Annotated in this window: 26 protein-coding genes; 10 read left to right on the forward strand and 16 right to left on the reverse strand. The window is 71.0% G+C overall.

The genetic code is table 11. From position 1 onward, the window contains the following. The first annotated feature begins 112 nt into the window (after positions 1–112). Positions 113–976, forward strand: a complete 864-nt coding sequence (locus tag ACWCRD_RS20570; protein WP_450967233.1) for a hypothetical protein — start codon at positions 113–115, stop codon at positions 974–976. A 54-nt stretch (positions 977–1,030) separates the two neighbouring features. Further along, positions 1,031–1,846 (forward strand): EI24 domain-containing protein, encoded by an 816-nt coding sequence (locus ACWCRD_RS20575; protein ID WP_450967234.1) that lies wholly within the window; start codon positions 1,031–1,033, stop codon positions 1,844–1,846. On the opposite strand, the gene ACWCRD_RS20580 is transcribed toward ACWCRD_RS20575, so the two are convergent. The 3 genes from ACWCRD_RS20580 to ACWCRD_RS20590 all read right to left on the reverse strand — a co-directional run bounded on the left by ACWCRD_RS20580 (position 1,824) and on the right by ACWCRD_RS20590 (position 5,180). Then, the gene (locus ACWCRD_RS20580; protein ID WP_450967235.1) at positions 1,824–3,080 is read right to left on the reverse strand and encodes a pyroglutamyl-peptidase I family protein; all 1,257 of its coding nucleotides are present in this window, start codon (positions 3,078–3,080) and stop codon (positions 1,824–1,826) included. The genes ACWCRD_RS20575 and ACWCRD_RS20580 overlap by 23 nt on opposite strands. A gap of 122 nt (positions 3,081–3,202) precedes the next feature. Beyond that, on the reverse strand, positions 3,203–3,346 hold the full coding sequence (locus ACWCRD_RS20585; RefSeq protein WP_450967236.1) for a hypothetical protein: 144 nt from the start codon (positions 3,344–3,346) through the stop codon (positions 3,203–3,205). A gap of 136 nt (positions 3,347–3,482) precedes the next feature. Next, on the reverse strand, positions 3,483–5,180 hold the full coding sequence (locus ACWCRD_RS20590) for a hypothetical protein (protein ID WP_450967237.1): 1,698 nt from the start codon (positions 5,178–5,180) through the stop codon (positions 3,483–3,485). Between the two features lie 66 nt (positions 5,181–5,246). Here ACWCRD_RS20590 and ACWCRD_RS20595 point away from each other — a divergent pair, with 66 nt between their 5' ends. After that, the gene (locus tag ACWCRD_RS20595; protein WP_450967369.1) at positions 5,247–5,696 is read left to right on the forward strand and encodes a RidA family protein; all 450 of its coding nucleotides are present in this window, start codon (positions 5,247–5,249) and stop codon (positions 5,694–5,696) included. 25 nt (positions 5,697–5,721) lie between these two features. Then, positions 5,722–6,060: a YrdB family protein gene (locus tag ACWCRD_RS20600; protein ID WP_450967238.1), complete on the forward strand. Its 339-nt coding sequence runs from the start codon at positions 5,722–5,724 to the stop codon at positions 6,058–6,060. A gap of 9 nt (positions 6,061–6,069) precedes the next feature. Here ACWCRD_RS20600 and ACWCRD_RS20605 read toward each other — a convergent pair whose 3' ends face one another. Beyond that, on the reverse strand, positions 6,070–6,648 hold the full coding sequence (locus ACWCRD_RS20605; RefSeq protein WP_450967239.1) for a TetR/AcrR family transcriptional regulator: 579 nt from the start codon (positions 6,646–6,648) through the stop codon (positions 6,070–6,072). A 106-nt stretch (positions 6,649–6,754) separates the two neighbouring features. Here ACWCRD_RS20605 and ACWCRD_RS20610 point away from each other — a divergent pair, with 106 nt between their 5' ends. Then, the gene (locus ACWCRD_RS20610; protein WP_450967240.1) at positions 6,755–9,199 is read left to right on the forward strand and encodes a beta-glucosidase H; all 2,445 of its coding nucleotides are present in this window, start codon (positions 6,755–6,757) and stop codon (positions 9,197–9,199) included. A 77-nt stretch (positions 9,200–9,276) separates the two neighbouring features. On the opposite strand, the gene ACWCRD_RS20615 is transcribed toward ACWCRD_RS20610, so the two are convergent. Next, the gene (locus ACWCRD_RS20615) at positions 9,277–10,251 is read right to left on the reverse strand and encodes an aldose epimerase family protein (protein WP_450967241.1); all 975 of its coding nucleotides are present in this window, start codon (positions 10,249–10,251) and stop codon (positions 9,277–9,279) included. Between the two features lie 46 nt (positions 10,252–10,297). Beyond that, on the reverse strand, positions 10,298–11,185 hold the full coding sequence (locus tag ACWCRD_RS20620; protein ID WP_450967242.1) for an SGNH/GDSL hydrolase family protein: 888 nt from the start codon (positions 11,183–11,185) through the stop codon (positions 10,298–10,300). A 266-nt stretch (positions 11,186–11,451) separates the two neighbouring features. On the opposite strand from ACWCRD_RS20620, the gene ACWCRD_RS20625 reads away from it, so the two are divergent. After that, positions 11,452–11,946 carry a DUF3145 domain-containing protein gene (locus ACWCRD_RS20625; protein WP_115908388.1) on the forward strand — a complete coding sequence of 165 codons (495 nt, stop codon included), beginning with the start codon at positions 11,452–11,454 and terminating at the stop codon, positions 11,944–11,946. Positions 11,947–12,062: 116 nt separating this feature from the next. Here ACWCRD_RS20625 and fabF read toward each other — a convergent pair whose 3' ends face one another. The 5 genes from fabF to fasR all read right to left on the reverse strand — a co-directional run bounded on the left by fabF (position 12,063) and on the right by fasR (position 17,029). Continuing rightward, positions 12,063–13,334 (reverse strand): beta-ketoacyl-ACP synthase II, encoded by a 1,272-nt coding sequence (gene fabF, locus ACWCRD_RS20630; RefSeq protein ID WP_450967243.1) that lies wholly within the window; start codon positions 13,332–13,334, stop codon positions 12,063–12,065. Between the two features lie 79 nt (positions 13,335–13,413). Further along, positions 13,414–13,662: an acyl carrier protein gene (locus ACWCRD_RS20635; protein ID WP_015660680.1), complete on the reverse strand. Its 249-nt coding sequence runs from the start codon at positions 13,660–13,662 to the stop codon at positions 13,414–13,416. Positions 13,663–13,770: 108 nt separating this feature from the next. Beyond that, on the reverse strand, positions 13,771–14,769 hold the full coding sequence (locus ACWCRD_RS20640; protein ID WP_450967244.1) for a beta-ketoacyl-ACP synthase 3: 999 nt from the start codon (positions 14,767–14,769) through the stop codon (positions 13,771–13,773). A 20-nt stretch (positions 14,770–14,789) separates the two neighbouring features. Further along, a complete protein-coding gene (locus tag ACWCRD_RS20645; RefSeq protein WP_450967245.1) occupies positions 14,790–15,734 on the reverse strand; it encodes an ACP S-malonyltransferase in 945 nt (314 codons plus the stop codon). Between the two features lie 89 nt (positions 15,735–15,823). Further along, on the reverse strand, positions 15,824–17,029 hold the full coding sequence (gene fasR / locus ACWCRD_RS20650) for a fatty acid biosynthesis transcriptional regulator FasR (protein ID WP_450967246.1): 1,206 nt from the start codon (positions 17,027–17,029) through the stop codon (positions 15,824–15,826). A 62-nt stretch (positions 17,030–17,091) separates the two neighbouring features. Between fasR and ACWCRD_RS20655 the strand changes: the two genes are divergently transcribed. Continuing rightward, complete coding sequence (locus tag ACWCRD_RS20655; RefSeq protein ID WP_450967370.1) at positions 17,092–17,751, forward strand: pirin family protein; 660 nt, start codon at positions 17,092–17,094, stop codon at positions 17,749–17,751. Positions 17,752–17,889: 138 nt separating this feature from the next. Here the strand turns inward: ACWCRD_RS20655 and ACWCRD_RS20660 are convergent, their stop codons facing one another. Beyond that, entirely contained in the window at positions 17,890–18,711 is an 822-nt protein-coding gene (locus ACWCRD_RS20660) for a serine hydrolase domain-containing protein (RefSeq protein WP_450967247.1), read from the reverse strand. 18 nt (positions 18,712–18,729) lie between these two features. Further along, entirely contained in the window at positions 18,730–19,200 is a 471-nt protein-coding gene (locus tag ACWCRD_RS20665; RefSeq protein ID WP_450967248.1) for a GNAT family N-acetyltransferase, read from the reverse strand. A 127-nt stretch (positions 19,201–19,327) separates the two neighbouring features. Between ACWCRD_RS20665 and ACWCRD_RS20670 the strand changes: the two genes are divergently transcribed. Beyond that, positions 19,328–19,768, forward strand: a complete 441-nt coding sequence (locus ACWCRD_RS20670; protein ID WP_115908394.1) for a MerR family transcriptional regulator — start codon at positions 19,328–19,330, stop codon at positions 19,766–19,768. After that, positions 19,765–20,781, forward strand: a complete 1,017-nt coding sequence (locus ACWCRD_RS20675) for an aldo/keto reductase (RefSeq protein ID WP_450967249.1) — start codon at positions 19,765–19,767, stop codon at positions 20,779–20,781. The genes ACWCRD_RS20670 and ACWCRD_RS20675 overlap by 4 nt, the downstream gene beginning before the upstream one ends. A gap of 63 nt (positions 20,782–20,844) precedes the next feature. Here ACWCRD_RS20675 and ACWCRD_RS20680 read toward each other — a convergent pair whose 3' ends face one another. The 3 genes from ACWCRD_RS20680 to ACWCRD_RS20690 all read right to left on the reverse strand — a co-directional run bounded on the left by ACWCRD_RS20680 (position 20,845) and on the right by ACWCRD_RS20690 (position 23,717). Next, positions 20,845–21,702 (reverse strand): DUF4429 domain-containing protein, encoded by an 858-nt coding sequence (locus ACWCRD_RS20680; protein ID WP_450967371.1) that lies wholly within the window; start codon positions 21,700–21,702, stop codon positions 20,845–20,847. 57 nt (positions 21,703–21,759) lie between these two features. Next, entirely contained in the window at positions 21,760–22,977 is a 1,218-nt protein-coding gene (locus ACWCRD_RS20685; RefSeq protein ID WP_450967250.1) for an alpha/beta hydrolase, read from the reverse strand. A 113-nt stretch (positions 22,978–23,090) separates the two neighbouring features. Beyond that, a complete protein-coding gene (locus ACWCRD_RS20690; RefSeq protein ID WP_450967251.1) occupies positions 23,091–23,717 on the reverse strand; it encodes a TetR family transcriptional regulator in 627 nt (208 codons plus the stop codon). Positions 23,718–23,783: 66 nt separating this feature from the next. Between ACWCRD_RS20690 and ACWCRD_RS20695 the strand changes: the two genes are divergently transcribed. Then, positions 23,784–25,430, forward strand: coding sequence for an MFS transporter (locus tag ACWCRD_RS20695; protein ID WP_450967252.1), 1,647 nt, complete (start codon positions 23,784–23,786; stop codon positions 25,428–25,430). The last annotated feature ends 112 nt before the right edge of the window (positions 25,431–25,542 follow it).

Below are 25,542 nucleotides of genomic sequence, written 5' to 3' on the forward strand. Positions count from 1 at the left end.
GGATGCCCCGTATGACGTATCGCGGGTGGGCCGGAGGGGGCGACGGAGTCCGTCGGATGGGGGCATGCTGAGGGGCGACCGTCGGCACCGAGGCTCCATTCGAGGAGAGCCCATGGCAACGATCCCTTCGCTTCCCGGCAGGGACGACGTGCTGCGCATGGCACGCAACACCACCGACATCACCGGCCAGCTCCTGGACACGGCCCAGAACATCACCCGGATCGCGCTCAACACCTTCGACCCGCGGGACGGCTCGGGCGCGGAGGTGCTGCGCGTGCTGCGCCAGACCACGGCGGAACTGGCCGAGGCGAGCGCGTCTCCGCAGGCGCAGGAGGCGTTCTACCGGATCGTCGGCACCCTGACCCGGCTGGGCACGAGCGGGGCGCCCCTCGCCGTGCACCCGGTGAGCGAACCGGCGCAGGCCCTGCTGACGGCGATCGGGGACAGCCTCCTGCCGGTGCTGGACGCCGTCGAGCCGGCTGTGGAGGAGTTCGCGGACGCCCTCGGCGACCTGGTCGAGGCGACCTCCCCCGTGCTGCCCGCGGCGGCGGGCGTGGCCGCGGGTGCACTTCTCGCGGTGACGCCGGTGCTCCGGGCGGCAGCGGACGTCCTGCGCGACTCGTCCCCCGAACTCCGCCGCGTCGCCGACGCGCTGACCGCCGCCCTCGCCCCCCTGATGCCACTCCAGGTCGCCCTCGCGGAACGCGCCGCAGCCGCCGGAGCAGGAGTGGTCCGGGCAACCCTGCCCCCACTGGCCGACCTCACGGAGGCAGCGGCAGCAACGACGAACGCGGCCCGTCCGGTGCTGGTTGCGGGGGAGGAGCTCCTGGTCTCCGGCTTGGAGCACCTCCAGCCCCTGCTGCTGGCCGCGGCGTCCCGAGCGGGGCGGGTGGCACGCGCGGCGGCGACAAGGGTGTCGGCGGCGGTCTCCCCGGCGGCGGAGAGGGGGGTCGTGGTGGCCGTCACCCCCGTGTAGTGCCAGGTGTTCGTCGGTGCCGTCCGGGAAATCGGGGCCCGATAGGGTTCCCACATGCGCGATCTCGGGGCGGGCTTCACCTACCTACTCAAGGGCCAACGATGGGTGGCCGGGCACGGCAAGCAATACGGCTTCGGCCTGCTGCCGGGCCTGATCACCCTCGTCCTCTACATGGCCGCGCTGGTCAGCCTGGCCCTGTGGGGCGAGGACGCCGTCACCTGGGCGACCCCCTTCGCAGGCGACTGGTCCAGCCCCTGGCAAGGCCTCTTCCGCGGCTTCCTCACGGCAGTGCTCTTCGCCCTCGCCCTGCTCCTCGCCGTCCTCACCTTCACGGCCGTGACACTCCTCGTCGGCCAGCCCTTCTACGAGAACCTCTCCGAAAAGGTCGACGCCGACGTCGATCCGAGCGGCACGGTCCCCGAGTCCGGCCTCCCCCTCTGGCGCGAGCTGTGGATCTCGGCCCGCGACAGCCTCCGTATCCTCGTGCGCGCACTGCTCTGGGGCGTCCTGCTCTTCGCCCTCGGCTTCCTCCCGCTCGTCGGACAGACCGTCGTCCCGGTGATCGGCTTCTTCGTCACGGGCTTCTTCCTCACGGAGGAACTGACCGCCGTCGCCCTCCAGCGCCGAGGCGTCGAACTGCGCGACCGCCTCACCCTGCTGCGCTCCCGCAAGACCCTGGTCTGGGGCTTCGGCACCCCGCTGGGCCTGGCCTTCCTGGTGCCGTTCGTCGCGGTGTTCCTGATGCCGGGCGCGGTCGCGGGCGCGACGCTGCTGGCGCGGGAGTTGCTGGGCGAGGAGACCGAGGACGGCGACGACGACACCGCCGAGGACCCCGAAGGGGAGGACGTCACCCAGCGGTCGTGGCGTTGACCGCGACGGTCAGGATCGCCCGTACCTGAGTGATGATGTCCTGCCGGTTCTGCAGGAACTGCGGGTCCGTGACCGTACCGGTCGCCGGGTCGGTGTTGCCCGTGCCGAACTGCAGCACCGGCGTGTGCACATGGCCGCCGGGCAGGGTGTCGTGCAGCCCGAGACGGTCCCGCAGCAGGGTGGCCCGGTAGGCGATCTCGTTGGACAGGTAGTCCCCGCCGCCTCCGGCCCGCGCGGTGGACCCGGCCGTCGGCCCGTCCGGCCGTACGACCGGATCGGTGCCGCCCGCCGGGATCTCGGTCACCTCCGTGTGGTCGTACACGGGGAAGCGTCCCGTGTTCGCGGCCACGATCTCCTTGTACGGCAGGGTGGTCGTCGTCCACTGCGGCTGTGAGGCGGGATCGGTGACGGGGACGGTCTCCGTCCGGCTGATGTCGTCGTTGTCGGGGAACCCGCCCCGCCAGGCCCCGTTGGTCCGCTCCACGTCGAACCGCCCGACCCGCCCCTGGCTCACGGTCGTGAAGAGGTCCACCTGCTTCAGATACGGCCGCAGCGTCCGCTCCACGGTGCCGTCCGCGAAGTCCTGCCAGCGCACCGGGAACACGACCGTCTCGACCCGCGCCGGCCCTTTCGCCGTCTGGATCACCGTTCCGTCGAGCGCGAGCGCGGTGGCCCCGGAAGGGTTGGAGATCCGGATGTCCCGGTCCAGCGTGAACGGGTCGAAGCCGGTGACGAGGACGCGCCTGAGGCCCTTGCCGTGCTGCGGACAGCGGACGTCGGCCTGCCCGCGCGAGGTGCGCTCCAACGCATCGATCAGCGCGGCCCGTTGCCGGTCGCTCAGCCCGAACTCCGGTTCCCAGGTGCGCACTTCCCGGGTCATCGCGAGGCGTGCCCAGTACAGCGGCCGGTCGTCGTCCCGGGCCAGGTCCCCGCCCGCGGGTCCACGCCCCTGTGCCCGGTCCACGGCCCGCCGCCACAGCGCCGACCCCTCCTCCACGACGATGCGGCGGGCCTGTGCGGAGGAACGGGCCTTCTCCAGCGCGCGGGTGAGCCGTGGAGCCACGTCGTCGAACCCGGACCGTTCGAGGATCTCCTGCGGTACGGCCTTGTCGAGCCGCTGCTCCTCCACGGTGGGGGAGGGGACGGTCGCGGCGGCGGTCGCCGTGGTGGGGGCCGCGAACCCGGCCAGCAGTGCCAGTCCGAGTACACCGATCCGAACGCGTATGGAATTCAAGGGAGTTCAGGTCCTTCCGTCGCCGTCGTGGGGGAGCGTGGTGCGGACGGCCGCAGTATCGCCCGACGGAAGTGGTCTACGCCATGGTGCGGGTGTGTCGGGTGTGCATCGAGTACGCGCACCTACCCGGGGACGGGGATACGGGCCACCGCCTCCCGCAGTGCCCCGACGAACGCCTCCACGGCCGGCGTCAGCGCCCGCCCCCGCGCCGTCGCCGCGTAGACCGCCCGGGCCGGGGCCCGCTCGTCGAGGACCGGCACCGTCACCGGTACCAGCTCCGCGGCCTCCCGCGGGCCTTTCCGAGGCAGCCGCCCGCATGCCCGGCGTCCGGCATGCGAACGTCCGGCATGCGAACCTCCTGAAGGAGCCCCGCGAAGAGAAGGTCACCCTGGACAACCGTTCCTAGGGTTGTTGGCCGGTATTGGCCAACTCGCCGTAATCCGGACGTGCGGTCCGGTGGCCCCCCGAACGGTCTTGGGGGCCGGGGAACAGCGCGAGCTGGTCACCTTGGCGCGGTCGGGTCTTGTCGCCCGGGGTGGGCGTGCCCGCTGTCCTGGGTGGGCTCGCGGTCCCGCGCACCCTCAGCAGGGATACGGTCTGGCCGGTAGCTCTCCGTGCCACCATCCTCCGGTGGTGGCCGGTCACACCTGGCCGACGCCGAATCCCAAAGCCGAGGGCGCGCCTGCCGATGGCCACCGCCGCACCGTGGTGCCGGGTGACCGTGGTCTTCCTGGTCTGCTCCTGCAGGGATGTGGTCCAGTACTGGCCGCCCCAGCGGCTGGTGTAGGCCGGGTCGACCGCGACCACCACCAGCCCCGCGTGATGGGCCATGCCGCGCAGGCGTTCACGGAAGCGGGCGGTGGGGATCCCGGCCACGGTGCGGCGGAACGTCTTGCCGCGGCTGCCCCGGCCCATCGTCTCCCGCCCGGTGGCGCGGGCGTCGGAGAAGCCCAGGTTCTCGATGGCGATCCCGGCGCAACCGTGCTGCCGCGCGAGGGCGATCAAAGCGCTGATCGCGGTGCGCAGGCGGCCGTCCCGGGTGCTGGTGGGGCCGGTCAGGTCGAGCGGGACGGTGATCGGGTCGCCGATGGGGTTGCCGTGCGGGTCGAGGACGCAGGCGGCGAGGTGGTCGGCGTTCAGGTCGACGCCCAGCAGCCGCACGCCGCGCGCCGTGAGCTCGTCCGGGGCGGGCAGTACAGCCTTGTCGGTCGACCAGCTTGCGTCCAGGTACCAGCGGCCACTTACCCGGTCGCAGACGATGTCGTAGCGCACGGCCCGGTGCACGGTGACCCGGTCGAGCCACTCCTCACGGCGGTGCGAGAACCCCACGGTGCAGGACAGCCGGTAGCGGCCTCGGGGCGCGTTGGCCAAGTGCCGCAAGGGTTCGGGCAGGATGAGGGTCACCGTGCCGTCTGCGGGGTCGACACTGATGGTGTAGTTGCCGTGCGGGGCACCGGACTCGCCGTCCGCGGTGAGGAACAGCCGGGCCGCCTCCCACTGCTCACGCCACTGGGCCTCGGTCAGCTGTGCTTCAGGCAGATGGTGCCGCAGCCCGGCCAGGCGTTTACCCCCGGCCACGATGGCTGGCCGACCAGAGGCGATCTTCTGTTCCACTGCGGCAAGCCGGGCCTTAAGCATGTGCATCCGGCGCTGTTTCTGGGCCCGCTCGCTGGGGTCGGCGTAGCCGCGCACCCCGTCTTTGGAGTGTTTGCCGCAGGGGGCGGCCAGGCGGCGGCTGATGGTGCGGATGGCCCGGCGCAACCCGGCCCGCTCGTCGTACAGGCAGCGCATGGACAGCTGGTACTGGTCCTCGCTGGCCCGGGTCATCGCCCCCGCCCAGCGGGAGGAGGACACCGCAGTCAGCCTCTTCTTCCGCTCCGCCCGCCGAGTGCCGTTCGCGGGGACCTGGCCAAGCCGCACCCGCTCGGCCAGGTCGGCCCGCTGATGACGCCCCAGGTGCTCCCCTGCCAGGCACAGGACCTTCTCATCGGCCACCGTCAGACGCAGCCGGTCCCGGATCCGGGCGCCAGAGGGCGCAGCCACCGTGAACGGGGCTGCCAGGACGCGAAGTTCCCGCTTCTTCCCACGCTTGCGCGCCACCGGCCACCCCCCTTCCCGTGCTAACTCAGCTGCCGCCATCGATCATGCGTTCCGATCAGCCGCGCGATCACGGAAAGCGACCCTGTTCACCCATACGGGGGGCGGGTCGGCCGGTCATGGCCAACACCCCAGCCAACAGCTGCCCACCCGGCCGACGCCCCTCAACCCGCCAGTCCCTACTACTCCCAGGTCGCCCGCGTCGAACACGCCGACGGCAGCGCCCTGTTGTTCGTCTCCGGTCAGATCGCCGAGGGCGCAACCCTCGCAGATCAGACGCGCGGCATCTTCGAGGGGCTCGACGCCCTGCTCCGCGCCCACGGCGCGACCCTGGCCGACGTCATCAACATCCGCTCGTATCTGACCGACATCGCCAAGCTGCAGGAATACGGCTCCGTGCGGCGGGAGTTCCTCACCGGGACACCGCCGACGAGCATGACCTTCGAGGCCTCGCGGTTGTTCCGGCCCGAGGCGCAGATCGAGATCGAGGTCGTCGCCGCCGTACCCGCACCGGAGTGATCGCTTCCGGGCGATACTGCGCCCCATGAAGGCAATCAAGGCAGTGAACCTCGGCGTCCTGTTCCTCATCGAACTCGGCGCTCTGGTGGCCGTCTCCTACTGGGGATTCACCCGGGACGTGGCCGCCCCGCTCGCCTGGCTCCTCGGCCTCGGCGCCCCGGCCGTACTGATCGTGCTGTGGGCGCTGTTCGGCTCCCAGAAGGCGTCGTACAAGACGCGCGGCGCGGTCCGCGTCGGCTTCGAACTGCTCTGGTTCGGGGCCGGGGTGGCCGCGTTGTTCGCCGCCGGGGCGGTGGGCTGGGCCGTCGCCCTCGCCGCGGTGTGCGCGGTGAGCAAGGCGCTCGCCGTCATCTGGCGCCAGTAGCGGGGGAGTTCAGACCTTCTCGCCCAGCAGCGCGAGAAAGTCCCGGAACGCCCCCGGCATGTCCACCGACTCGGGGTCCAGCAGCCACTGGTACTGCAAACCGTCCATCACAGCCACCAGCAGCGGAGCCGTCCGCTCCGGCGTGAGCCCGTTCGGCAGCCGCTCCCCGTACTCGGCCCGCAGCACCGCCGCCATGTTCTCCCGCACCTGCCGGTACCGCCCGGTGAAGTACGCCCGCGCCGGATGCCCCTCCGTCACGCTCTCGCCCAGCAGCGCGGAGAACGTCTGGATGATCCCGGGCCGCATCGCGTTGTACTCGACCAGCGAGGCCAGCAGATCCACCCGCCACTGCGTGGCCGGTACGGCATCCCACTGGTCCCGGTCCTTCAGCACGGCGACCAGCAGCGCGTCCTTGGTCGGGAAGTAGTGCAGCAGCCCCTGCTGGGTGAGCCCGACGCGCTCGGCCACCGCGGCCAGGGACGCGCCCCGGTACCCGCGCTCGGCGATCACCTCCAGCGCCGCCCGCACGATCTCCGCGCGCCGCTCCTCGCTTCTGACCCTGGCGTTCATGGCGTCACCGTACGACATCCCCGTACAGCAAATATTACGGCACGATAACGAAACCTACCGTGTTACAGGGAGTGGGTGCACGATGGGGCGGCAGGACGACATGACTCGATGAGGAGGCACCGCCATGGCGGGAACCCCTGGAACCTCTCCGGCCGACAGGGCGCGCGAGGCCGCCGTCGACGCGGCGCTCGGCAAGCTGGACCTGGACGCCAAGGCCCGGCTGCTGTCCGGCCAGGACATGTGGTCCCTGCCCGCCCTGCCGGAGATCGGCCTGAAGTCGCTCGTCATGTCCGACGGCCCGATCGGCGTCCGGGGAGTGCGCTGGACCGCCGACGACCCCTCCATCGCCCTGCCGTCCCCGACCGCCCTGGCCGCCACCTGGGACCCGGAACTCGCCCGCCGCGCCGGCACCCTGCTCGCGCAGGAGGCCCGGCGCAAGGGTGTCCACGTTCTGCTCGCCCCCACGGTCAATCTCCACCGCTCCCCGCTCGGCGGACGGCACTTCGAGGCCTACAGCGAGGACCCGTATCTGACCGGGCTGATCGGTACCGGTTATGTGCAGGGCGTCCAGTCGGGCGGCGTCGGCACCACCGTCAAGCACTTCGTCGCCAACGACGCCGAGACCGACCGCTTCACCGTCGACAACCTGGTCTCCCGGCGCGCTCTGCGCGAGCTCTACCTGGCCCCCTTCGAGCTCATCGTCGAGAACGCCCACCCCTGGGGCATCATGACCGCCTACAACACGGTCAACGGCACGACGATGACCGAGCACCACTACCTGGTGAACGAGGTCCTGCGCGGCGAATGGGGCTTCGACGGCTACAACGTCTCCGACTGGATGGCCGCCCGGTCGACGGTCGGCGCCATCGAGGGCGGCCTCGACGTCGCCATGCCCGGCCCGCAGACCGTGTACGGCGCGCCGCTCGCCCAGGCCGTGCGGGACGGCAAGGTCGAGGAGGCCGTCGTGGACGCGGCCGTACGCAACGTCCTGCGGCTCGCCGCCCGCGTCGGCGCCCTGGAGAGCGCCGAGCCCGCCGTCACCGCACTGCCCGAGCCCGTCGACGGCATCGCACTGGCCCGCGAGATCGCCCGCCGCGCCTTCGTCCTCGTGAAGAACGACAACGACGCCCTGCCCCTCAAGCCCGGCACGGTGGCGCTGATCGGCGCCGCCGCCCGCGACGCCCGCGTCCTCGGCGGGGGCTCGGCCACGGTCTTCCCGGCCCGGATCGTCTCCCCGCTCGACGGCCTCACCGCCGCCCTCCCCGAGGGCACGCTCACTTACGCCGTCGGCGCCGACCCCACCACCGAACTCGCGGTCGCCGACAAGGGCTTCGAACTGCGGGCGGTGTGCCGGGACGCGGACGGGAACGTCATCGGCACGGGCTCCGCGCCCAACGGCCAGCTCCAGTGGATGGGTTCCGACCTCCCCGAGGGCGTCACCCGCGACCGTCTGCACACCGTCGAGCTGACCGGCACCTTCACCCCGCGCGAGACCGGCCCGCACACCTTCGGTACCAAGGGCACCGGCCACTTCACCCTCACCGTCGACGGCACGACGTACTACGACGACCTCCAGGGCCCCGCCGACGACAGCGACCCCTTCGAGGCGTTCTTCGGCGCCCCGGTGCCCCGCGCCCAGGCCGAACTGACCGCGGGTGAACCCGTCGAGGTCTCCCTCACCTACGTCTACGCCCTCCCCGAGGAGTTCCCCTTCAAGGTCGTCGCCTTCGCCCTGGCCCACCTGGAGCCGCAGCGCGACGCCGACGAGCTGATCGCCGAGGCCGTCGAGGCCGCCCGCGCCGCCGACACCGCGGTCGTCGTGGTCGCCACCACCGACCGGGTGGAGTCCGAGGGCTTCGACCGCAAGGACCTCGACCTCCCCGGCCGCCAGGACGACCTGGTCCGCGCGGTCGCCGCCGCCAACCCGAACACGGTCGTGGTCGTCAACTCCGGCTCCCCGGTCGAGCTGCCGTGGCGGGACCAGGTCGCCGCGGTGCTGCTCAGCTGGTTCCCCGGCCAGGAAGGCGGCGCGGCCCTCGCCGACGTGCTGACCGGCGCGCACGAGCCGGGCGGCCGCCTGCCCACCACCTGGGGCTCCCTCTCCGACGCCCCGGTCACCCAGGTGGTGCCCGAGGCCGGCGAACTCGCGTACACCGAGGACGTCTTCATCGGTTACCGGGCCTGGGAGAAGCAGGGCCGCACCCCCTCGTACCCCTTCGGCCACGGCCTCGGCTACACCGACTGGGCCTATGAGTCCGTCGAGGTCGACGGCACCACCGCCACGATCCGCGTCCGCAACTCCGGCGAGCGCGCGGGCCGGGAGGTCGTCCAGCTCTACCTGGCGCCGGCCGAGCCCGGCCCGGACCGTCCGGCACGCCGGCTGGCGGGCTTCGCGGGCGTCGAGGCGGCCCCCGGCGAGACGGCGGAAGCCGTCGTCGAGATCCCGCGCCGCGCCTTCGAGGTCTGGGACGAGGAAACGAACTCATGGTCATTTGTGAAGGGTTCGTACGAGATCCAGGTGAGCCGCTCGATCACCGACCGCCGACTCACCGCGACGATTAACGTCTGATCCGGGACAAGTCTCCCCACGAACAGCCCCGGCCCGGGACCTGACCCCTGGGCCGGGGCTCGTGCGTTCCGCTGCCGCTAGCGGGTGGTGAACCCGTACACCGTCTCCGACCTGAACACCCCGCCCGGCCGCAGCACCGTGCTCGGGAAGTCCGGGTGGTTCGGGGAGTCGGGGAAGTGCTGGGTCTCCAGTGCGATGCCCTCGCCGGGGGCGAAGGGCGCGGACAGGTGGTCCGCGGTGTAGATCTGGAGGCCGGGTTCGGTGGTGGCCACGGTCAGCACCCTGCCGGTAGACGGGTCGTGAAGTTCGGCCACCTCACGGGCGGTCCCGGTCACTCCGCCGTCGAGCACGAAGTTGTGGTCGTATCCGGCGCCGACCTTCCGCCCCTGACGGAAGTCGAACCGCGTGCCCGTCACGTCGGCCAGCTCGCCGGTCGGGATCAGGTCCGCGTCGACCGGGGTGTAGCGGGAGGCGGCGAGCCGCAGTTCGTGGCCGCCCGCGCTGCCCGAGCCGCCGAGGTTGAAGTAGCTGTGGTTCGTCAGGTTCACCACGGTCGGCGCGTCCGTCACCGCCTCGTACGCGATGCGCAGGGCGCCGGACTCGTCGAGCGTGAACGTCGCCGAGACCTCCAGCCGCCCCGGGAAGCCCTCCTCGCCATGCGCACTGACCCGGCTCAGCCGCACCCCGTACTCGCCGGCCCGCGTCACCTCCCACACCCGCTTGTCGAAGCCGTGCTCGCCGCCGTGCAGGGAGTTGGGGGGCGTGTTCTGCTCCAGCGCGTACGTCACCCCGTCCAGCGGGAAGCGGCCGCCCGCGATCCGGTTGGCGTACCGGCCGATCAGTGCGCCGAGGTACGGCTCCGGGTGCGTGAGATAGCCGTCCAGGTCCGCGAACCCCAGCACCACGTTCCCGGCCCGCCCGTCCCGGTCCGGGACCTCCAGTGACTGCACGATCCCGCCGTACGACAGGATCCGCACCCGCACGCCGGCCCGCTCCAGGGTCCAGCGGTGAACCGGGGTGCCGTCGGAAAGTGCGCCGAAGAGTTCGTTCATGTGCGGAACTTTAGGTCACGGCCCCGCGGTCCCGGATCACAGCACCTCACGCGTTCTTCCCCGTGACCTTCCGGTAGGCGATCTCCGCGAGCCGCGCCTGTCCGTTCACACTGGGATGGAACCAGTCCCACTGGCTCAGCTGAGCCGTACCGAACCGGTAGTCGTACACCGCGCCCCCGTCGAACCGGCACCGCCGGTCCTTCGCGCAGACCTCCTTGAGTACCGTGTTGTACGCCTCCACCCGCTTCTGCACGGTGTCCCGGCGCAGCGTCGCCGCCGAGTCCAGGGCGTCCGCGTCGCCCAGCATGGAGGGGCAGATCCCGAGCTTCCACACCTGCTTGCCCAGCGGGTTGGTACGGCCCTCGGACCACAGCCGCTTCAGGTTCGGCACGCTCGCCACGTACACCTGTGTCCTCGGCAGCGATCTGCGCAGGGTGCTCAGCGCGTCCTCGAAGTCGGCGCGGAAGCTCTCCACCGAGGTCATGGCGGCGGTGCTGGCCCGGCAGGCGTCGTTCGCCCCCGCCATCACCGTCACCAACTGCGGCCTGCGCGTCACCGCCTGCGCCATCTGACCCGGCAGGTCCGCCATCCGCGCCCCGGTCACCGCGTAGTTCCAGCTGCGCTCGGCGGCCTCGGCCTTCCCCAGGAGCCGTACGGCGAGGCTGTCGACCTTGGCGCTGCTGCCGGTCGCCCAGGACACCTCCGGGCAGTCCGACAGGACCGTGCAGGCGTCGAAGCCGCGCGTGATGGAGTCGCCGACCGCCGCGATCGAACGGGGGTTCACGTCCCACGCCGGCGCGGGCTTCGCGCTGTGCGCCTCGGTGCCCGTCGGTCCGGCGGAGTTGCCACCGACGGCGTCACACCCGGCGACGCCCAGGACGGTCGCCGCCACGGCGGCGAGAACGGTCCGTGATCGGTGGCTTGGCTTCCGCATACGCCGGTGATCCCCTCGGTGCGTCCGTCTGTGTACGGATGTGTCACCCCATAACAACGCGCGAGAGTTCCCGATCCACGCACCCTGCAACGGTTCACACCCGTACAAGCGTCCTGCCGGGTGAATGGCGGACGTTTCAGCGCATCGGGACCGACGGTACGTCACACTCCTTGCGCCGCCGCACGGTAGCCTCGCCATCAACGTGGCCGTCCGGCCGCGGCCGTCCGCCCGTTCGCCCGATTGTCCTGCTCTGCCCGGAGGTCCCGGTGACGACACGTGGGGTTCTGTACGTGCACTCCGCGCCGCGCGCGCTGTGCCCGCACGTCGAGTGGGCCGTCGCCGGGGTGCTCGGCACACGCGTCAACCTCGACTGGATCCGGCAGCCCGCCGCGCCGGGCACCTGGCGCTCGGAGTTCTCCTGGCAGGGCGAGGTCGGCACGGCGTCCAAGCTGGCCTCCGCGCTGCGCGGCTGGCAGCTCCTGCGCTTCGAGGTCACCGCGGAGCCCTGCCCCACCGCGGAGGGCGAACGCTACAGTTGCACCCCCGACCTCGGCATCTTCCACGCCGTCACCGGCATCCACGGCGACATCCTCATCCCGGAAGACCGCCTCCGCGCCGCCCTGACCCGCTCACAGCAGGGCGAAACGGAACTGGAGTCCGAGATCACCAAGCTCCTCGGAAAGCCGTGGGACGACGAGTTGGAGCCTTTCAGGTACGCGGGAGAAGGAGCCCCGGTGCGCTGGCTCCACCAGGTGGTGTGAGCGCCCCTCAGGGGCGCGGGGAACTGCGCGACCAGCCCCCACAAACCAGCAGACAAAGAAGGACGTGTGGCCCGCCCCCAACCCGGGGACGGGCCACCCGCCGTTCACGGCAATACTCAGACCGTGCGGAACGCCAGCACCACGTTGTGCCCACCGAACCCGAACGAGTCGTTCAGCGCGGCAATCCGGCCCTCGACGGGAAGCTTCCGGGCCTCGCCACGGACGATGTCCGCCGCAGCCTCCGCCTCAGGATCAAGGTTCTCGACATTGATGGTCGGCGGAGCAACCCGGTGGTACAGCGCCAGGATCGTGGCGACGGACTCGACCCCGCCCGCACCACCCAGCAGATGACCGGTCATCGACTTGGTGGCCGAGACCGCCATGTGGTCGGCGTCGTCGCCGAACACCTTCCGCAGCGCCTTCAGCTCAGCCACGTCACCGGCCGGCGTCGAGGTGGCGTGCGCGTTGACGTGCACGATCTCCGCCGGGTCCAGGTCGGTGCGCTCCAGCAGGTTCTGCAGGGCGTGCGAGATGCCGCGGCCCTCGGGCTCCGGCTGCACGATGTCGTGGCTGTCGGCGGAGATGCCCTGGCCGACCGCCTCCGCGTACACGCGGGCACCGCGCTTGGCGGCGTGCTCGGCGGACTCCAGGACGAGGACGCCGGCGCCCTCGCCGAGGACGAAGCCGTCACGGGCGACGTCGTAGGGACGCGAGGCGCCCTGCGGGTCGTCGTTGTTCTTGGACATCGCCATCATGTTGCCGAACGCGGCGATGGGGAGCGGGTGGATGGCCGCCTCGGTGCCACCCGCGACGACGACGTCGGCGCGGCCGGTGCGGATCATCTCGATGGCGTAGCCGATGGCCTCGGCGCCCGAGGCGCAGGCGGAGACCGGCGTGTGCACGCCCGCCCGGGCGCCCACGAGCAGGCCCACGTTGGCGGAGGGGCTGTTCGGCATCAGCATGGGGACGGTGTGCGGGGAGACGCGGCGTACGCCCTTCTCCTTCAGCACGTCGTACTGGTCGAGCAGAGTCGTCACACCGCCGATGCCGGAGGCGATGACGGCACCGAGACGGTCCGGGTCGATGCTCGCATCGTCACCAGCCTTCTCGGTGAAACCGGCGTCCGCCCAGGCCTCCTTGGCCGCGATCAGCGCGAACTGCGCCGAGCGGTCCAGGCGGCGGGCCTGCGGCCGGGGGATGACCTCGGTGGGCTCCACGGCCACCGGCGCGGCGATACGGACCGCCTGCTCGGCGGCCCACTCCTGCTCCAGGGGCTTCACGCCGGACTTGCCGGCGATGAGGCCCTCCCAGGTAGAGGCTGCGTCGCCACCCAGCGGTGTGGTTGCGCCGATACCGGTGACGACCACGGTGTGATTGGTCGGGCTCACGGGAATTCTTTCTCCAACGGATCGGGATTCAGCGGCGCCACCGCCGGGTGGCGGGGCAATGCAGCCGGGCCTAGAAGGCTCAGGCCTGGTGCTTGAGGATGTAGTCGGTCGCGTCGCCGACCGTCTTGAGGTTCTTGACGTCCTCGTCCGGGATCTTGACGTCGAAGCGCTCTTCGGCGGCGACGACGACCTCGACCATGGACAGCGAGTCGACGTCCAGGTCGTCGGTGAAGGACTTGTCCAGCTGGACGTCCTCAACCGGGATGCCGGCGATCTCGTTCACGATGTCGGCGAGACCGGCGACGATCTCTTCCTGAGTGGCGGCCATGTCAGGCGCTCCTTCGTAGTAATCCAGAGGGTGTGGCGCCCGCCGCGTCAGCGGCAGGTGTTGCAGTGCTTTCCGCACCGGATCCGATGATGATCCGGCACAGAGTGCCTAGGGGAGGGTAACGACCGTCGCGGCGTACACGAGACCCGCCCCGAAGCCGATGACGAGCGCGGTGTCGCCGCTCTTCGCCTCACCGGTCGCCAGAAGCCGCTCCATGGCGAGCGGAATCGAGGCGGCCGAGGTGTTGCCGGTGGTGCGTACGTCACGCGCGACCGTGACGTGCTCCGGCAGTTTCAGCGTCTTCACCATCGAGTCGATGATCCGCTCGTTGGCCTGGTGAGGAATGAAGACGTCCAGGTCGTCCGGGGTGATCCCGGCCGCGTCCAGCGCCTGCTGGGCGACCTTCGCCATCTCGAACACGGCCCAGCGGAACACCGCCTGGCCCTCCTGCGTGATCGCAGGGAACTTGCCCGTGGTGCTGTCGTACTCGTTCCACGCCACGGTCTGCTTGATGGTCTCGGACTTGTCGCCCTCGGAGCCCCACACGGTCGGACCGATCGCCGGCTCCTGCGAGGGGCCGACCACGACCGCGCCCGCGCCGTCCCCGAACAGGAAGGCCGTCGCACGGTCCTCCAGGTCGGTGAGGTCGGACAGCCGCTCCACGCCGATGACCAGGACGTACTCCGCGGAGCCCTCGACGATCATGCCCTTGGCGAGGGTGAGCCCGTAGCCGAAGCCGGCGCAGCCCGCCGAGATGTCGAAGGCGGCGGCCTTGTTCGTGCCGAGCTTGTCGGCGATCTCCGTCGCGACGGCGGGGGTCTGCTTGAAGTGCGAGACCGTCGAGACGATCACGCCGCCGATCTGCTCGGCGGAGATCCCGGCGTCGGCGATCGCCTTGCCGGACGCCTCGATCGACATCGCGGCGACGGTCTCCTCGGCGGAGGCCCAGTGCCGGGTCTCGATGCCGGAGCGCGAACGGATCCACTCGTCGGACGAGTCGATCGTCTCGAGGATCACCTCGTTGGGCACGACCCGGGTCGGGCGGTAGCCGCCCACGCCCAGGATGCGCGCGTACGGGGCGCCCTTGCTGGGCTTGATCTTCGACATGTTCGTACGGCTCCTTGGTGTCAGGCGTCGGCGCCCGCTGCGTCAGCAGCAGAATCGGACACTGCGGCGATGAGCTCGCGGGCCGCGTCGAGGTCGTCGGGGGTCTTCAGCGCGAGCGTCTTCACGCCCGGCAGCGCGCGCTTGGCGAGGCCGACCAGCGTGCCGCCGGGGGAGACCTCGATCAGGGCGGTCGCGCCGAGCTCCTTGAAGGTCTCCATGCACAGGTCCCAGCGGACCGGGTTGGCGACCTGGCCGACCAGGCGCTCCAGCACCTCGGCGCCGGTCGCGACCGTCTGCCCGTCCTTGTTGGACACGTACGTGAACTTCGGGTCGGCGGGCGCCAGTTCGGCCGCGGCCTTCGCCAGCGCGTCGACGGCGGGCGCCATGTGGTGTGTGTGGAAGGCGCCGGCGACCTTCAGCGGGACGACCTTGCGGACGCCCTCGGGCTTGTCCTCGTTCAGCACGGCGAGCTGCTCCAGCGTGCCCGCGGCGACGATCTGGCCCGCGCCGTTCACGTTCGCCGGGGTCAGGCCCAGCTTCTCCAGGTGCGCGACCGACACCTCGGGGTCGCCGCCGAGCAGCGCCGACATCCCGGTCTCGGTGATCGCGGCGGCGTCGGCCATGGCCAGACCCCGCTTGCGTACGAGGGTGAGCGCGGAGGTGTCGTCGAGGATGCCCGCGAAGGCGGCGGCGGTGATCTCGCCGACGCTGTGGCCCGCGACGGCGCCCGGCGTGACGGCACCGAGTGCCGCGGCGGACAGGATGCCGGCGGCGACGAGCAGCGGCTGGGCCACGGCGGTGTCGCGGATCTCCTCCGCGTCGGCCTTCGTGCCGTAGTGGGCGAGGTCCAGTCCGATGGCGTCCGACCAGGCGGCGACGCGGTCGGCGGCGCCGGGCAGTTCGAGCCAGGGAGTCAGGAAGCCGGGCGTCTGGGCGCCCTGGCCGGGAGCGACGAGTACAAGCACTCTCACACTCTCTCTTGTGGACGGCCAAGGCCGCCCGTGGGGACAGGGACGAAGAACACGAGGGGGTTTTGTGGACCCCCGACAAAAGACTAGGCGGGGAGATCCCCGTCGGCCAGACGCCCCAGGATCAGCGCGATCCGCAGCGTGAAGGCGGAGCGTACATCGGAAGGCGACCAGCCGGTGACGTCAGTCACACGTCGGAGCCGGTAGCGCACGGTGTTCGGGTGAACGAAGAGCATCCGGGCGGCGCCTTCCAGACTGCTCGCCTGCTCGAGATAGACGGAGAGCGTCTCCAGAAGCGCCGACCCGGCCTCCTCCAGCGGTCTGTAGATCTCCTCCACCAGCTGCTCGCGCGCGCTCGGGTCACCGGCGATCGCGCGCTCCGGAAGCAGATCGTCCGCCAGTACCGGCCGCGGGGCGTCCTGCCAGGCCGAACACGCTTTGAGGCCGGCGGCCGCGGCCTGCGCGGAGCGGGTCGCGGCGAGCAGATCGGCCACCACCGGCCCGGCCACCACGGGCCCGGCCGCATACGGCCCGATCAGCGACTTGGCCACCGCGATGGGGTTGTCGCTGCCGCCGGCGATGACGACGAGCCGGTCCCCGAGCACCCCGGTGAGCACCTGCAGCTTGGCGTGCCGGGCGGCCCGCCGGATCGCCTCCACCGTCAGCTCGGAGTCCCCGTCGGGGGCGGTCCCGAGGACGACACACACATGCTCGGGCGCGTTCCACCCCAGGGCGGCGGCCCGGCTGACGGCGCCCTCGTCGGCCTCCCCGCTGAGCACCGCATTGACGACGAGCGACTCCAGGCGCGCGTCCCAGGCACCGCGTGCCTCGGCGGCCTGGGCGTACACCTGCGCGGTGGCGAAGGCGATCTCCCGGGCGTACACGAGCAGCGCCTCGCGCAGCACGCTCTCGTCACCGGGCGCCGCCACCTCGTCGATCGCGGACTCCATGACCTCGATGGTGGTGCGCACCATCTCCACGGTCTGCCGCAGCGTGATCGCCCTGGTCAGCTCGCGGGGCGCGGTCCCGAACACATCCGTCGAGATGGCCTGCGGGGCGTCGGGACGCCGGAACCACTCGGTGAAGGCGGCGATACCGGCTTGAGCCACCAACCCGATCCAGGAGCGGTTCTCCGGGGGCATCGCCCGGTACCACGGCAGCGTCTCGTCCATGCGCGCGATGGCCTGCTGGGCGAGAGAGCCGGAGGACTTCTCCAGTCGCTTCAGGGTCGCTGCATGCGGGTGGACGCGGGACGCGGCGGCTTCGGGCTTGCTCGTTTCGGGTTCGGGCACGGGGACAAGACTGCCTTATCCGGACGGGAGCGTGCGTCGCCGGGTCTACCGTGGACTTCGTGATGGACGTACGGCGCGCTGCGGAGCGCTACCCGGGGGGCGACCCGGCAGCAGGCATCGAGTCGTGGCACGCCTTCTCCTTCGGCCCGCACTACGACCCCGACAACCTCCGCTTCGGCGCGGTGATCGCCTGCAACGAGGAGCGCCTCGCGCCCGGCGCAGGCTTCGACGAACACCCGCACAGCCACACCGAGATCGTCACGTGGGTGGTCGAGGGCGAGCTGACCCACCGTGACTCCTTCGGCCACGAGACGACGGTCCGGCCCGGCGACGTCCAGCGGCTGAGCTCGGCCGCGGGCGTACGACACGTGGAGCGCAACGACGGCGACGGCCCCCTGACCTTCGTCCAGATGTGGCTGGCCCCCCGCGACCCCGGCGGCGACCCCGCCTACGAGATCGTCCACGGCATCGCGGACTCGACCCCGTACGCGGTCCCGGAGGCGGGCGCGATGCTGCACGTGCGGCGCCTGGGGGCGGGGGAGCGCACGGCGGTGCCGGACGGCCGCCATGTCTACGTCCACGTCGTACGCGGTGAAGTACGCCTGGACGGCGAGCAGTTGGGGCCTGGCGACGCAGCGCGGATCACGGACGCCAAGGACATGGAGGCGCTGGCCGCGACGAGCACGGAGCTGCTGATCTGGGAGATGGCGGCCCCTTCTTGACGCCGGCCGGCATCACTCAGCCCGTCCGGCGTTTGAGGACGAGGCCGTTCAGGCCGAAAGCGGGGGTCTGGGGGCGGCAGCCCCCAGGTACGGGACGGGTAGGGGCGGCGGGGGCGAAAAACCCGGGGTGCCCCGACCTCAGCCCCGCAACTCCGCCAGCACCGCATCCGTGAACACCGGCCAGGCCTCCACCGCCCACGGCCCGAAGGCCCGGTCGGTCAGGGCCACGCCCGCCACACCCGCGTCCGGGTCGGCCCACAGGAACGTACCCGCCTGCCCGAAGTGCCCGAAGGTCCGCGGAGAGGACGAAGAGCCCGTCCAGTGCGGCGACTTGGAGTCACGGATCTCGAAGCCGAGACCCCAGTCGTTCGGATTCTGGTGCCCGTACCCCGGCAGGACGCCCTTCGTCCCCGGGTACTGCACCGTCATCGCCTGCGCCACCGTCCGCGGATCCAGCAGCCGCGGCGCCTGCACCTCGGCCGCGAACCGCAGCAGGTCCTCGACCGTCGAGACGCCGTCCTTGGCGGGGGAGCCCTCAAGGGACGTACCGCTCATCCCCAGCGGCTCCAGCACCGCCTGCCGCAGATACTCCCCGAACGGGATGTCCGTCGCCTTGGCGATGTGGTCGCCGAGCTGCTCGAACCCGGCGTTGGAGTACAGCCGCCGCTCCCCGGCCGGCGCGGTCACCCGGTGCTCGTCGAACGCGAGCCCCGAGGTGTGGGCCAGCAGATGGCGGACCGTCGAGCCGGGCGGGCCTGCCGGTTCGTCGAGCTCGATCGCCCCCTCCTCGTACGCGACGAGGGCGGCGTACGCGGTGAGCGGCTTGGTGACCGAGGCGAGCGGGAAGCGGTGGCCGACCGGGCCATGGGTGCCGAGGACCGTGCCGTCGCCCCGCACCACACCCGCCGCAGCGGTGGGAACCGGCCAGTTTTCGATCAGCGCAAGGCTCTTCAGCGACATGCCGTCGAGCCTAAGCGCTCACAGCGTGAGCTCCAGCAACGGGTCGGGCTTGGGCTTGAACCCGAGCGACGCATAGAGCGGCTCGGCGTCCGGGGAGGCAGTGAGGTGCACGCGCGCGGCACCGCACTCCCGGAACCAGTCCAGCAGCGTGTCCATGCACGCGCGCGCGTAACCGCGACGGCGCGCGTCCGGATCGGTCGCCACACTGAAGACGTAGCCGACCGCCCCGTGCGGATCGCCCGCCTTCCCGATCCGGTAGTCCACCGTCCCGGCCACCAGCGCGGCCAACGCCCCCGGCCGCTCGGGATGGTCGACGACGAAAGCGGCGAAGTTCCCCTCCGTCTCGCCCAGCCTCTCCCGCAGCCCGGGCAGTGACTGCGCGTGCCAGTCCGTGGCAGGATCCGACCCCGGCAGCGCATCGATCATCACCTGGCGCAGCCGCAGCACTTCCCGCGCGTCCTCGGGCACGGCCCGGCGTACAAGAGTCATGCCCCGCACGCTAGTCACCGCCACAGCCCCATGTCCCGCCGATTTCCGCTGTGCTTATTTCCGCTGTGCTTATTTCTTATGGGTTCCGCTTGCTTGGAGTGCACTCGAAGGCCATAGCGTTGAGGTCATGACGGTGATGGAGACCACGCCCACCCGGACCGACAGCTGCGGTGCCCCGCCCCACCCCCATCGGCGCCCCGAAGGCCAGGACAGTTACACGATCAGTGAGGTCGTCGCGTTCACCGGCCTCACCGCGCACACCCTGCGCTGGTACGAGCGCATCGGCCTGATGCCGCACGTGGACCGCTCGCACACGGGCCAGCGCCGCTACAGCAACCGCGACCTCGACTGGCTGGACCTCGTCGGCAAGCTGCGGCTCACCGGTATGCCGGTCGCCGACATGGTGCGGTACGCGGAGCTGGTGCGCGAGGGCGACCACACGTTCGGCGAGCGCTTCGAACTGCTCGAGCAGACCCGCCGGGACGTGCTGTCCCGGATGGCGGAGCTCCAGGACACCCTCGCGGTGCTCGACCGGAAGATCAGTTTCTACGCGGAGAAGGTGCGATGACGGACAGCAGGATCCCGACCGTACGACTGGGCGCCGACGGCCCCGAGGTCGGCGTACAGGGCCTCGGCTGCATGGGCATGAGCTGGGCGTACGGTCCCTCCGACGCGGACGAGTCGCGGGCCACCCTGGAGCGGGCACTGGAGCTGGGCGTCACGCTGTACGACACGGCGGAGGGCTACGGCGACGGCGACAACGAGCGTTTCCTCTCACCCTTCTTCAAGGCGCACCGCGACGAGGTCGTCATCGCGACCAAGTTCGGCGTACGCGTGCCGGCGGGCGACCGCACCAAGCGGGTCATCCGCGGCGACGCCCCGTACGTCCGCCAGGCCGCCGAGGGCAGCCTGCGCCGCCTGGACGTCGACGTCATCGACCTCTACTACATGCACCGGCGCGATGTGAACGTCCCGATCGAGGAGACCGTCGGCGCCATGGCCGAGCTGGTCCGCGAGGGCAAGGTCAAGCACCTCGGCCTCAGCGAGGTCACCGCCGACGAACTGCGCGCCGCGCGGGCCGTGCACCCGATCGCCGCCGTGCAGTCGGAGTGGTCCCTGTTCAGCCGGGACATCGAGGCCAACGTGGTGCCGGCCGCCCGTGAACTGGGCGTGGCCCTGGTCCCGTACTCCCCGCTGGGCCGCGGCTTCCTCGCCGGCTCCTTCTCCAACGCGGACCAGGACCTCACCGACGGCGACGTCCGCCGCACGATGCCCCGCTTCCAGGGCGACAACGCGGCCACCAACGCAACGCTGCTGGAACCGATCCGAGCGGTGGCCGAGGCCCATGGTGCCTCGCCGGCTCAGATCGCTCTGGCCTGGGTCCAGCAACGAGCGGACGTGCACGGCCTTGCGGTGGCCCAGATCCCGGGCACGACCAAGCGCCACCGCGTGGAGGAGAACGCGGCGGCGACGAGCATCGCCCTGACCGAGGATGACCTGGCCCTGCTGGAACCGATCGCCGCGAAGGTAGCGGGCACCCGTTACCCGGACATGCGGTTCGCTTCCGCCGGGCGTGAGTGAGGTCTTTAAGGGGCGCGGGGAACTGCGCGACCAGCCACAACGGGCCCGCAGTCGGCAAACCACCTAAAGCTCGGCCAACAGTTCCGCCTTCTTGACCGAGAACTCCTCATCCGTCACCAGCCCCGCCTGATGCAGTTCCCCCAGGTGACGGATCCGCTCGGCAATATCCGCAGGATCCCGCCGCGGCACGGAAGCCGCCACCACAGCCGCCGGCACGGCACCCCGCACCGCAGCCAGCACAGCCGCCGCAAACGGCAACGACTCATGCACGGGCCCGTACCCCAGCCCGAACACCACAGCCGCCGGATCCTGATCCACCTGCTCCGCCTGCGCAGCATCCCGCCGCAACAACCGCAGATGCCCCTCGAAAACCTCCGGCGACCGCCACTCCACCCCGCTCAGCTCCCCGACGGGAAAGCTCTGGTCGCCGGCCTTCCACTTCGCCGACGACGCTCCCGTCCAGAACCACCGGAAGTGCACGGTCTTCCCGTCGAAGGACGCCTTGGCGTCATAGGCCTTGAACTGCCGGGGCGCCTCGGGCGCGGCCACCAGAAACCGCTCGGCGGGCTCTTGGTCCGCGGTCAACAGCCCCCGCAGCTCATCGGCGTAGTACTCGGCGAGAGCGTCCCGCTCGGCAGGCAGCACCAGCCGGTACGGATCGGACCCTTCCTTCAGCTGCCCCGCAGCCGCCTCCAGCAGCGGATCGGCCCCGGGCCGCAGCTCCGCCCGCAGGACGACAGTGCCGCGCCTGCCGGGGGACAGCGTCACCCCGGAGATCGCCTCCAGCGGTACACGGCGTTCCCCCAGCGCCTGGAAGAGCTTAGGTGTTCGAATCCCTCGTTCGTAGCGGATGAGCACGGAGTCGGACTCGAACTCCCAGGCGGCATGAAATCCGGCCAGTACGTCACCCATGCGGCTCATCGTATGCATGACCCGCTCCTTCGTCTCCACCCCGCGCAGACCGCAGTTTCTGCGCCTCTACGCGCGTCCGTCCGTGGACGCGCCGGACAAACCCTCCCGGCACACGTTCTCCTCGCGTGCGCAGTGCACCGACCGGTACGCGCCAACGCCGATCTCCGCGAAGTTCCGCACGCTCTCCGTGCCCGGCTCGAAGTAACCGGCGTGCCCGTTCGCACCCTGCGCGGACAGCACCCGCGCCCCGAACGCGGCCGACACCGGGTCGGCACCGTGGCCCAGCCCGCCGAGCTCCAGGTACGGCACGTCCTGCACCCAGTCGGTGGCGTCCCGCATCGCCCACACCTGGGCGGTGGTGCGCAGATGGGAGGCGTTCGACACGCGCATGCCGGGGCTGGCGGCCACCGCTATGTCGGCCACCCGGCGCGGCAGTCCGGGCGCGGCGATGCCGCACACCACGGAGCCGTAGCTGTGGCAGAACAGCGAGACCGGCGCCTTCCCGGGCAGCCCGCGCAGCATGGCGTTGAGCCGCAGCGAGCCCTCCGCCGCGCGCATCGCCGTCGCCGAGTCGATGCCGAGCCCGGCGGGCGCCGTGTAGTCGGCCCAGGCGATCACGGCCGTACGCGTCGTCGGGCTCGCCGCATGCTCCGCCGCGTACAGCGACCGGGCCATGCCGAGGGCCGCCGAGTACGGGCGGTTGGTCTTCTGGAAGGTCAGCAGGTTGGTGTCGACGCCGGGGACGACGACCGACACACGCTCGGCGCGCTGCAGGTCCCCGATCACCTCCGCGACCCGCCCCGAGCCCTCGGGGTCGAAGGCGAGGATCTGCCGGCCCTTCTGCAGCAACGACTCGTAGCGGTGCATACGCCGGCCGGCGTCGTGCTGTCCGAGGAGCGAGAGCCGGCTGTCGTGCATGCGCCCGAGCTCGACCTTGCGCTGCTCGGTGAGCGCGAGGCGGTTGGCGCGGTAGCGCAGCGCGAGGGGGGCACCGTTCATGTTGCCGACCGCGAGGGGGTAGCGGTGGGCGAGGTGGGTGCGCTCCTGAGCGGTGAGCGAGGCGAAGAAGCGGGCGAGGCGCGCGGGGGACGCGTCGGGGTCCGGCAGATGGTGTCCGTGGAGGGCGCCGTGCTCCCAGGAGGAGAGCGAGGCCTGCAGCGGAGTCACCGCGCGATGGCTGCGCAGGGCGGTCCACCCGGTGGTCGCCAGCATCACGAACACGACGGCCAGCGCGAGCAGGGCGCGCCAGACGTTCAGTTGCGGGGAGGTGTCGAAGGAAGTCACTGGGAGGACACACTAGGAGAACGAGAGGGTCTCGCGGGAGCTGAGTGACGGGTATCACGTTTCGATAAACGTGGCGATGACCTCAGTGTCTGTCAATGTCCTCGCGATATGCCTCAGCGTGTTCGCCAGCTCTCCGTGAGTGCGGGCCCCACCTGTTCGAGGTACGAGACCGTCAACGCGCGCATCGCCTCGACACTGAAGTCCTCACCGGTGGACCACTGCCGTTCCGTCACCCGCATCACCCCGCCGAAGATCGCCACGGCAAGGCGCGGCCGCGGGTCGGCGTCCACGTCCAGGCCCTCCCGCTCGGCGAGCACCCGCGCGATCGTGTCCTCCGTCTCCTCGTGGCGCCGCAGATGTGCGGCGAGCAGGACGGGCGTCGACTCGATCACCCGGTACATCCGCAGATACAGCTCGACCGGGACGACGGTCTCGATGGTCTCGTGGAGCGTGTCCCAGCCCTCCAGGACCGCCTGGCGCAGCGCCGCCATCGGCGCCTCGTCCGCGGGCCGTTCGCGTACGGCCTCGACGAACCGCGCCACCGCCAGCTCCTGCAGGGCGAGCGCGGCCTCCTCCTTGCCGGCGTAGTAGCGGAAGAAGGTGCGCTGCGAGACGTCGACGGCCTCGGCGATGTCGTCGACGGTCGTCTGCTCGTACCCGCGGGTGGTGAACAGTTCGACGGCGGCCCGCAGCAGCGCGTCCCGGGTGCGCTGTTTCTTGCGTTCGCGGAGTGTTTCCATATGCGTCAGTTACTGACTTGTGAATTGGTTTGTCAATTGTCAGTGGCTGTCACTAGCCTCGAACACATGACTAGTCAGACCACCATCGACACGACGGGGCCGGGGGACAAGGCACCGGCAGCCCCGTCGGACGCGCCGGGGGCCTCCGGGCTGCGCGGCCACCCGTGGTTCACCCTCATCACCGTCGCCGTCGGGGTCATGATGGTGGCCCTCGACGGGACCATCGTGGCCATCGCCAACCCGGCCATCCAGAAGGACCTCAAGGCGAGCTTCGCCGACGTCCAGTGGATCACCAACGGGTACTTCCTCGCCCTCGCGGTCTCCCTGATCACCGCGGGCAAGCTCGGCGACCGCTTCGGGCACCGCCAGACCTTCCTGATCGGCGTGACCGGCTTCGCCGCGGCCTCGGGTGCCATCGGCCTGTCGAACAGCATCGCTGCGGTCGTCGCCTTCCGCGTCTTCCAGGGCCTGTTCGGCGCGCTGCTGATGCCGGCCGCGCTCGGCCTGCTGCGCGCGACCTTCCCGGCCGAGAAGCTCAACATGGCCATCGGCATCTGGGGCATGGTCATCGGCGCCTCCACCGCCGGCGGCCCGATCCTCGGCGGCGTCCTGGTCGAGCACGTCAACTGGCAGTCGGTGTTCTTCATCAATGTGCCGGTCGGCGCGATCGCCCTGATCCTGGGCCTGCTGATCCTGCGCGACCACCGAGCCGCCCTCGGGCGAAGCCCGAAAAATGGATACAGCGCCCCGCGTTCGTTCGACATCCTGGGCATCGCCCTGCTCTCGGGCGCGATGTTCTGCCTGGTCTGGGCCCTGATCAAGGCCCCGGCCTGGGGCTGGGGCGACGGCAAGACCTGGACGTTCACAGCCGTCTCGATAGTCGGCTTCGTCCTCTTCTCCTTCTGGGAGACGAAGGTCAAGGAGCCGCTGATCCCGCTCACCCTGTTCCGCTCGGTCCCGCTGTCCGCGGGTGTCGTGCTGATGGTCCTGATGGCCATCGCCTTCATGGGCGGTCTGTTCTTCGTGACGTTCTACCTGCAGAACGTGCATGGGATGAAGCCGATCGAGGCCGGCGAGCACCTGCTCCCGCTCACCGGCATGATGATCGTCGGCTCCCCGCTCGCGGGCGCGCTGATCACCAAGCTGGGCCCGCGCATCCCGCTGGCGGGCGGCATGGCGGCCACCGCGATCGCCATGTACGGCATGTCGACGCTGAAGGCGGACACCGGCAGCGCCGTCATGTCCCTCTGGTTCGCCCTGCTCGGCCTCGGCCTCGCGCCGGTCATGGTCGGCGCCACCGAGGTCATCGTCGGCAACGCGCCCATGGAGCTCTCCGGCGTCGCCGGCGGCCTCCAGCAGGCGGCGATGCAGATCGGCGGCAGCCTCGGTACGGCCGTCCTCGGTGCCGTGATGGCGTCCAAGGTCGACAGCGACCTCGCCGGCAACTGGAAGGACGCCGGCCTCCCGCCGCTCACCCCGACCCAGCTGGGCCAGGCCTCCGAGGCCGTCCAGGTCGGTGTGGCCCCGGTCGCCAAGGGCACCCCGGAGGCGATCGCCGCGAAGATCGCGGACGTCGCGCACGACACGTTCATCTCCGGCATGAGCCTGGCATCCCTGGTCGCGTGCGGAGTCGCGGTCGTGGCGGTCTTCGTCGCCCTGCTCACCAAGCGCGGCGAGAACGCGGAGGCGGGCGCGGGCGCGGCCCACGTCTGACGCGGGGAAGCCCGGCGAACTTGACGGGTTTTCAACGGACTTCGCCTATCAGGGTGAAGAAGCTAAAGATTCCTCGCATCCGGTGCGCACCGCAGGCCACAGTGGTCAAGCC

Source organism: Streptomyces sp. NPDC002092 (genome assembly GCF_053593775.1).

What these genes read in the sequence shown, in the direction of transcription:
- ACWCRD_RS20615 (WP_450967241.1), bottom strand. Translation starts at nt 10,251, where the DNA reads ATGAACGAACTCTTCGGCGCACTTTCCGACGGCACCCCGGTTCACCGC.
- ACWCRD_RS20680 (WP_450967371.1), bottom strand. Translation starts at nt 21,702, where the DNA reads ATGAGCCGCATGGGTGACGTACTGGCCGGATTTCATGCCGCCTGGGAG.
- ACWCRD_RS20610 (WP_450967240.1), top strand. Translation starts at nt 6,755, where the DNA reads ATGGCGGGAACCCCTGGAACCTCTCCGGCCGACAGGGCGCGCGAGGCC.
- ACWCRD_RS20675 (WP_450967249.1), top strand. Translation starts at nt 19,765, where the DNA reads ATGACGGACAGCAGGATCCCGACCGTACGACTGGGCGCCGACGGCCCC.
- ACWCRD_RS20575 (WP_450967234.1), top strand. Translation starts at nt 1,031, where the DNA reads ATGCGCGATCTCGGGGCGGGCTTCACCTACCTACTCAAGGGCCAACGA.
- ACWCRD_RS20695 (WP_450967252.1), top strand. Translation starts at nt 23,784, where the DNA reads ATGACTAGTCAGACCACCATCGACACGACGGGGCCGGGGGACAAGGCA.
- ACWCRD_RS20670 (WP_115908394.1), top strand. Translation starts at nt 19,328, where the DNA reads ATGACGGTGATGGAGACCACGCCCACCCGGACCGACAGCTGCGGTGCC.
- ACWCRD_RS20635 (WP_015660680.1), bottom strand. Translation starts at nt 13,662, where the DNA reads ATGGCCGCCACTCAGGAAGAGATCGTCGCCGGTCTCGCCGACATCGTG.
- ACWCRD_RS20605 (WP_450967239.1), bottom strand. Translation starts at nt 6,648, where the DNA reads ATGTCGTACGGTGACGCCATGAACGCCAGGGTCAGAAGCGAGGAGCGG.
- ACWCRD_RS20660 (WP_450967247.1), bottom strand. Translation starts at nt 18,711, where the DNA reads ATGTCGCTGAAGAGCCTTGCGCTGATCGAAAACTGGCCGGTTCCCACC.
- ACWCRD_RS20600 (WP_450967238.1), top strand. Translation starts at nt 5,722, where the DNA reads ATGAAGGCAATCAAGGCAGTGAACCTCGGCGTCCTGTTCCTCATCGAA.
- ACWCRD_RS20665 (WP_450967248.1), bottom strand. Translation starts at nt 19,200, where the DNA reads ATGACTCTTGTACGCCGGGCCGTGCCCGAGGACGCGCGGGAAGTGCTG.
- ACWCRD_RS20655 (WP_450967370.1), top strand. Translation starts at nt 17,092, where the DNA reads ATGGACGTACGGCGCGCTGCGGAGCGCTACCCGGGGGGCGACCCGGCA.
- ACWCRD_RS20640 (WP_450967244.1), bottom strand. Translation starts at nt 14,769, where the DNA reads ATGTCGAAGATCAAGCCCAGCAAGGGCGCCCCGTACGCGCGCATCCTG.
- ACWCRD_RS20570 (WP_450967233.1), top strand. Translation starts at nt 113, where the DNA reads ATGGCAACGATCCCTTCGCTTCCCGGCAGGGACGACGTGCTGCGCATG.
- ACWCRD_RS20620 (WP_450967242.1), bottom strand. Translation starts at nt 11,185, where the DNA reads ATGCGGAAGCCAAGCCACCGATCACGGACCGTTCTCGCCGCCGTGGCG.
- ACWCRD_RS20690 (WP_450967251.1), bottom strand. Translation starts at nt 23,717, where the DNA reads ATGGAAACACTCCGCGAACGCAAGAAACAGCGCACCCGGGACGCGCTG.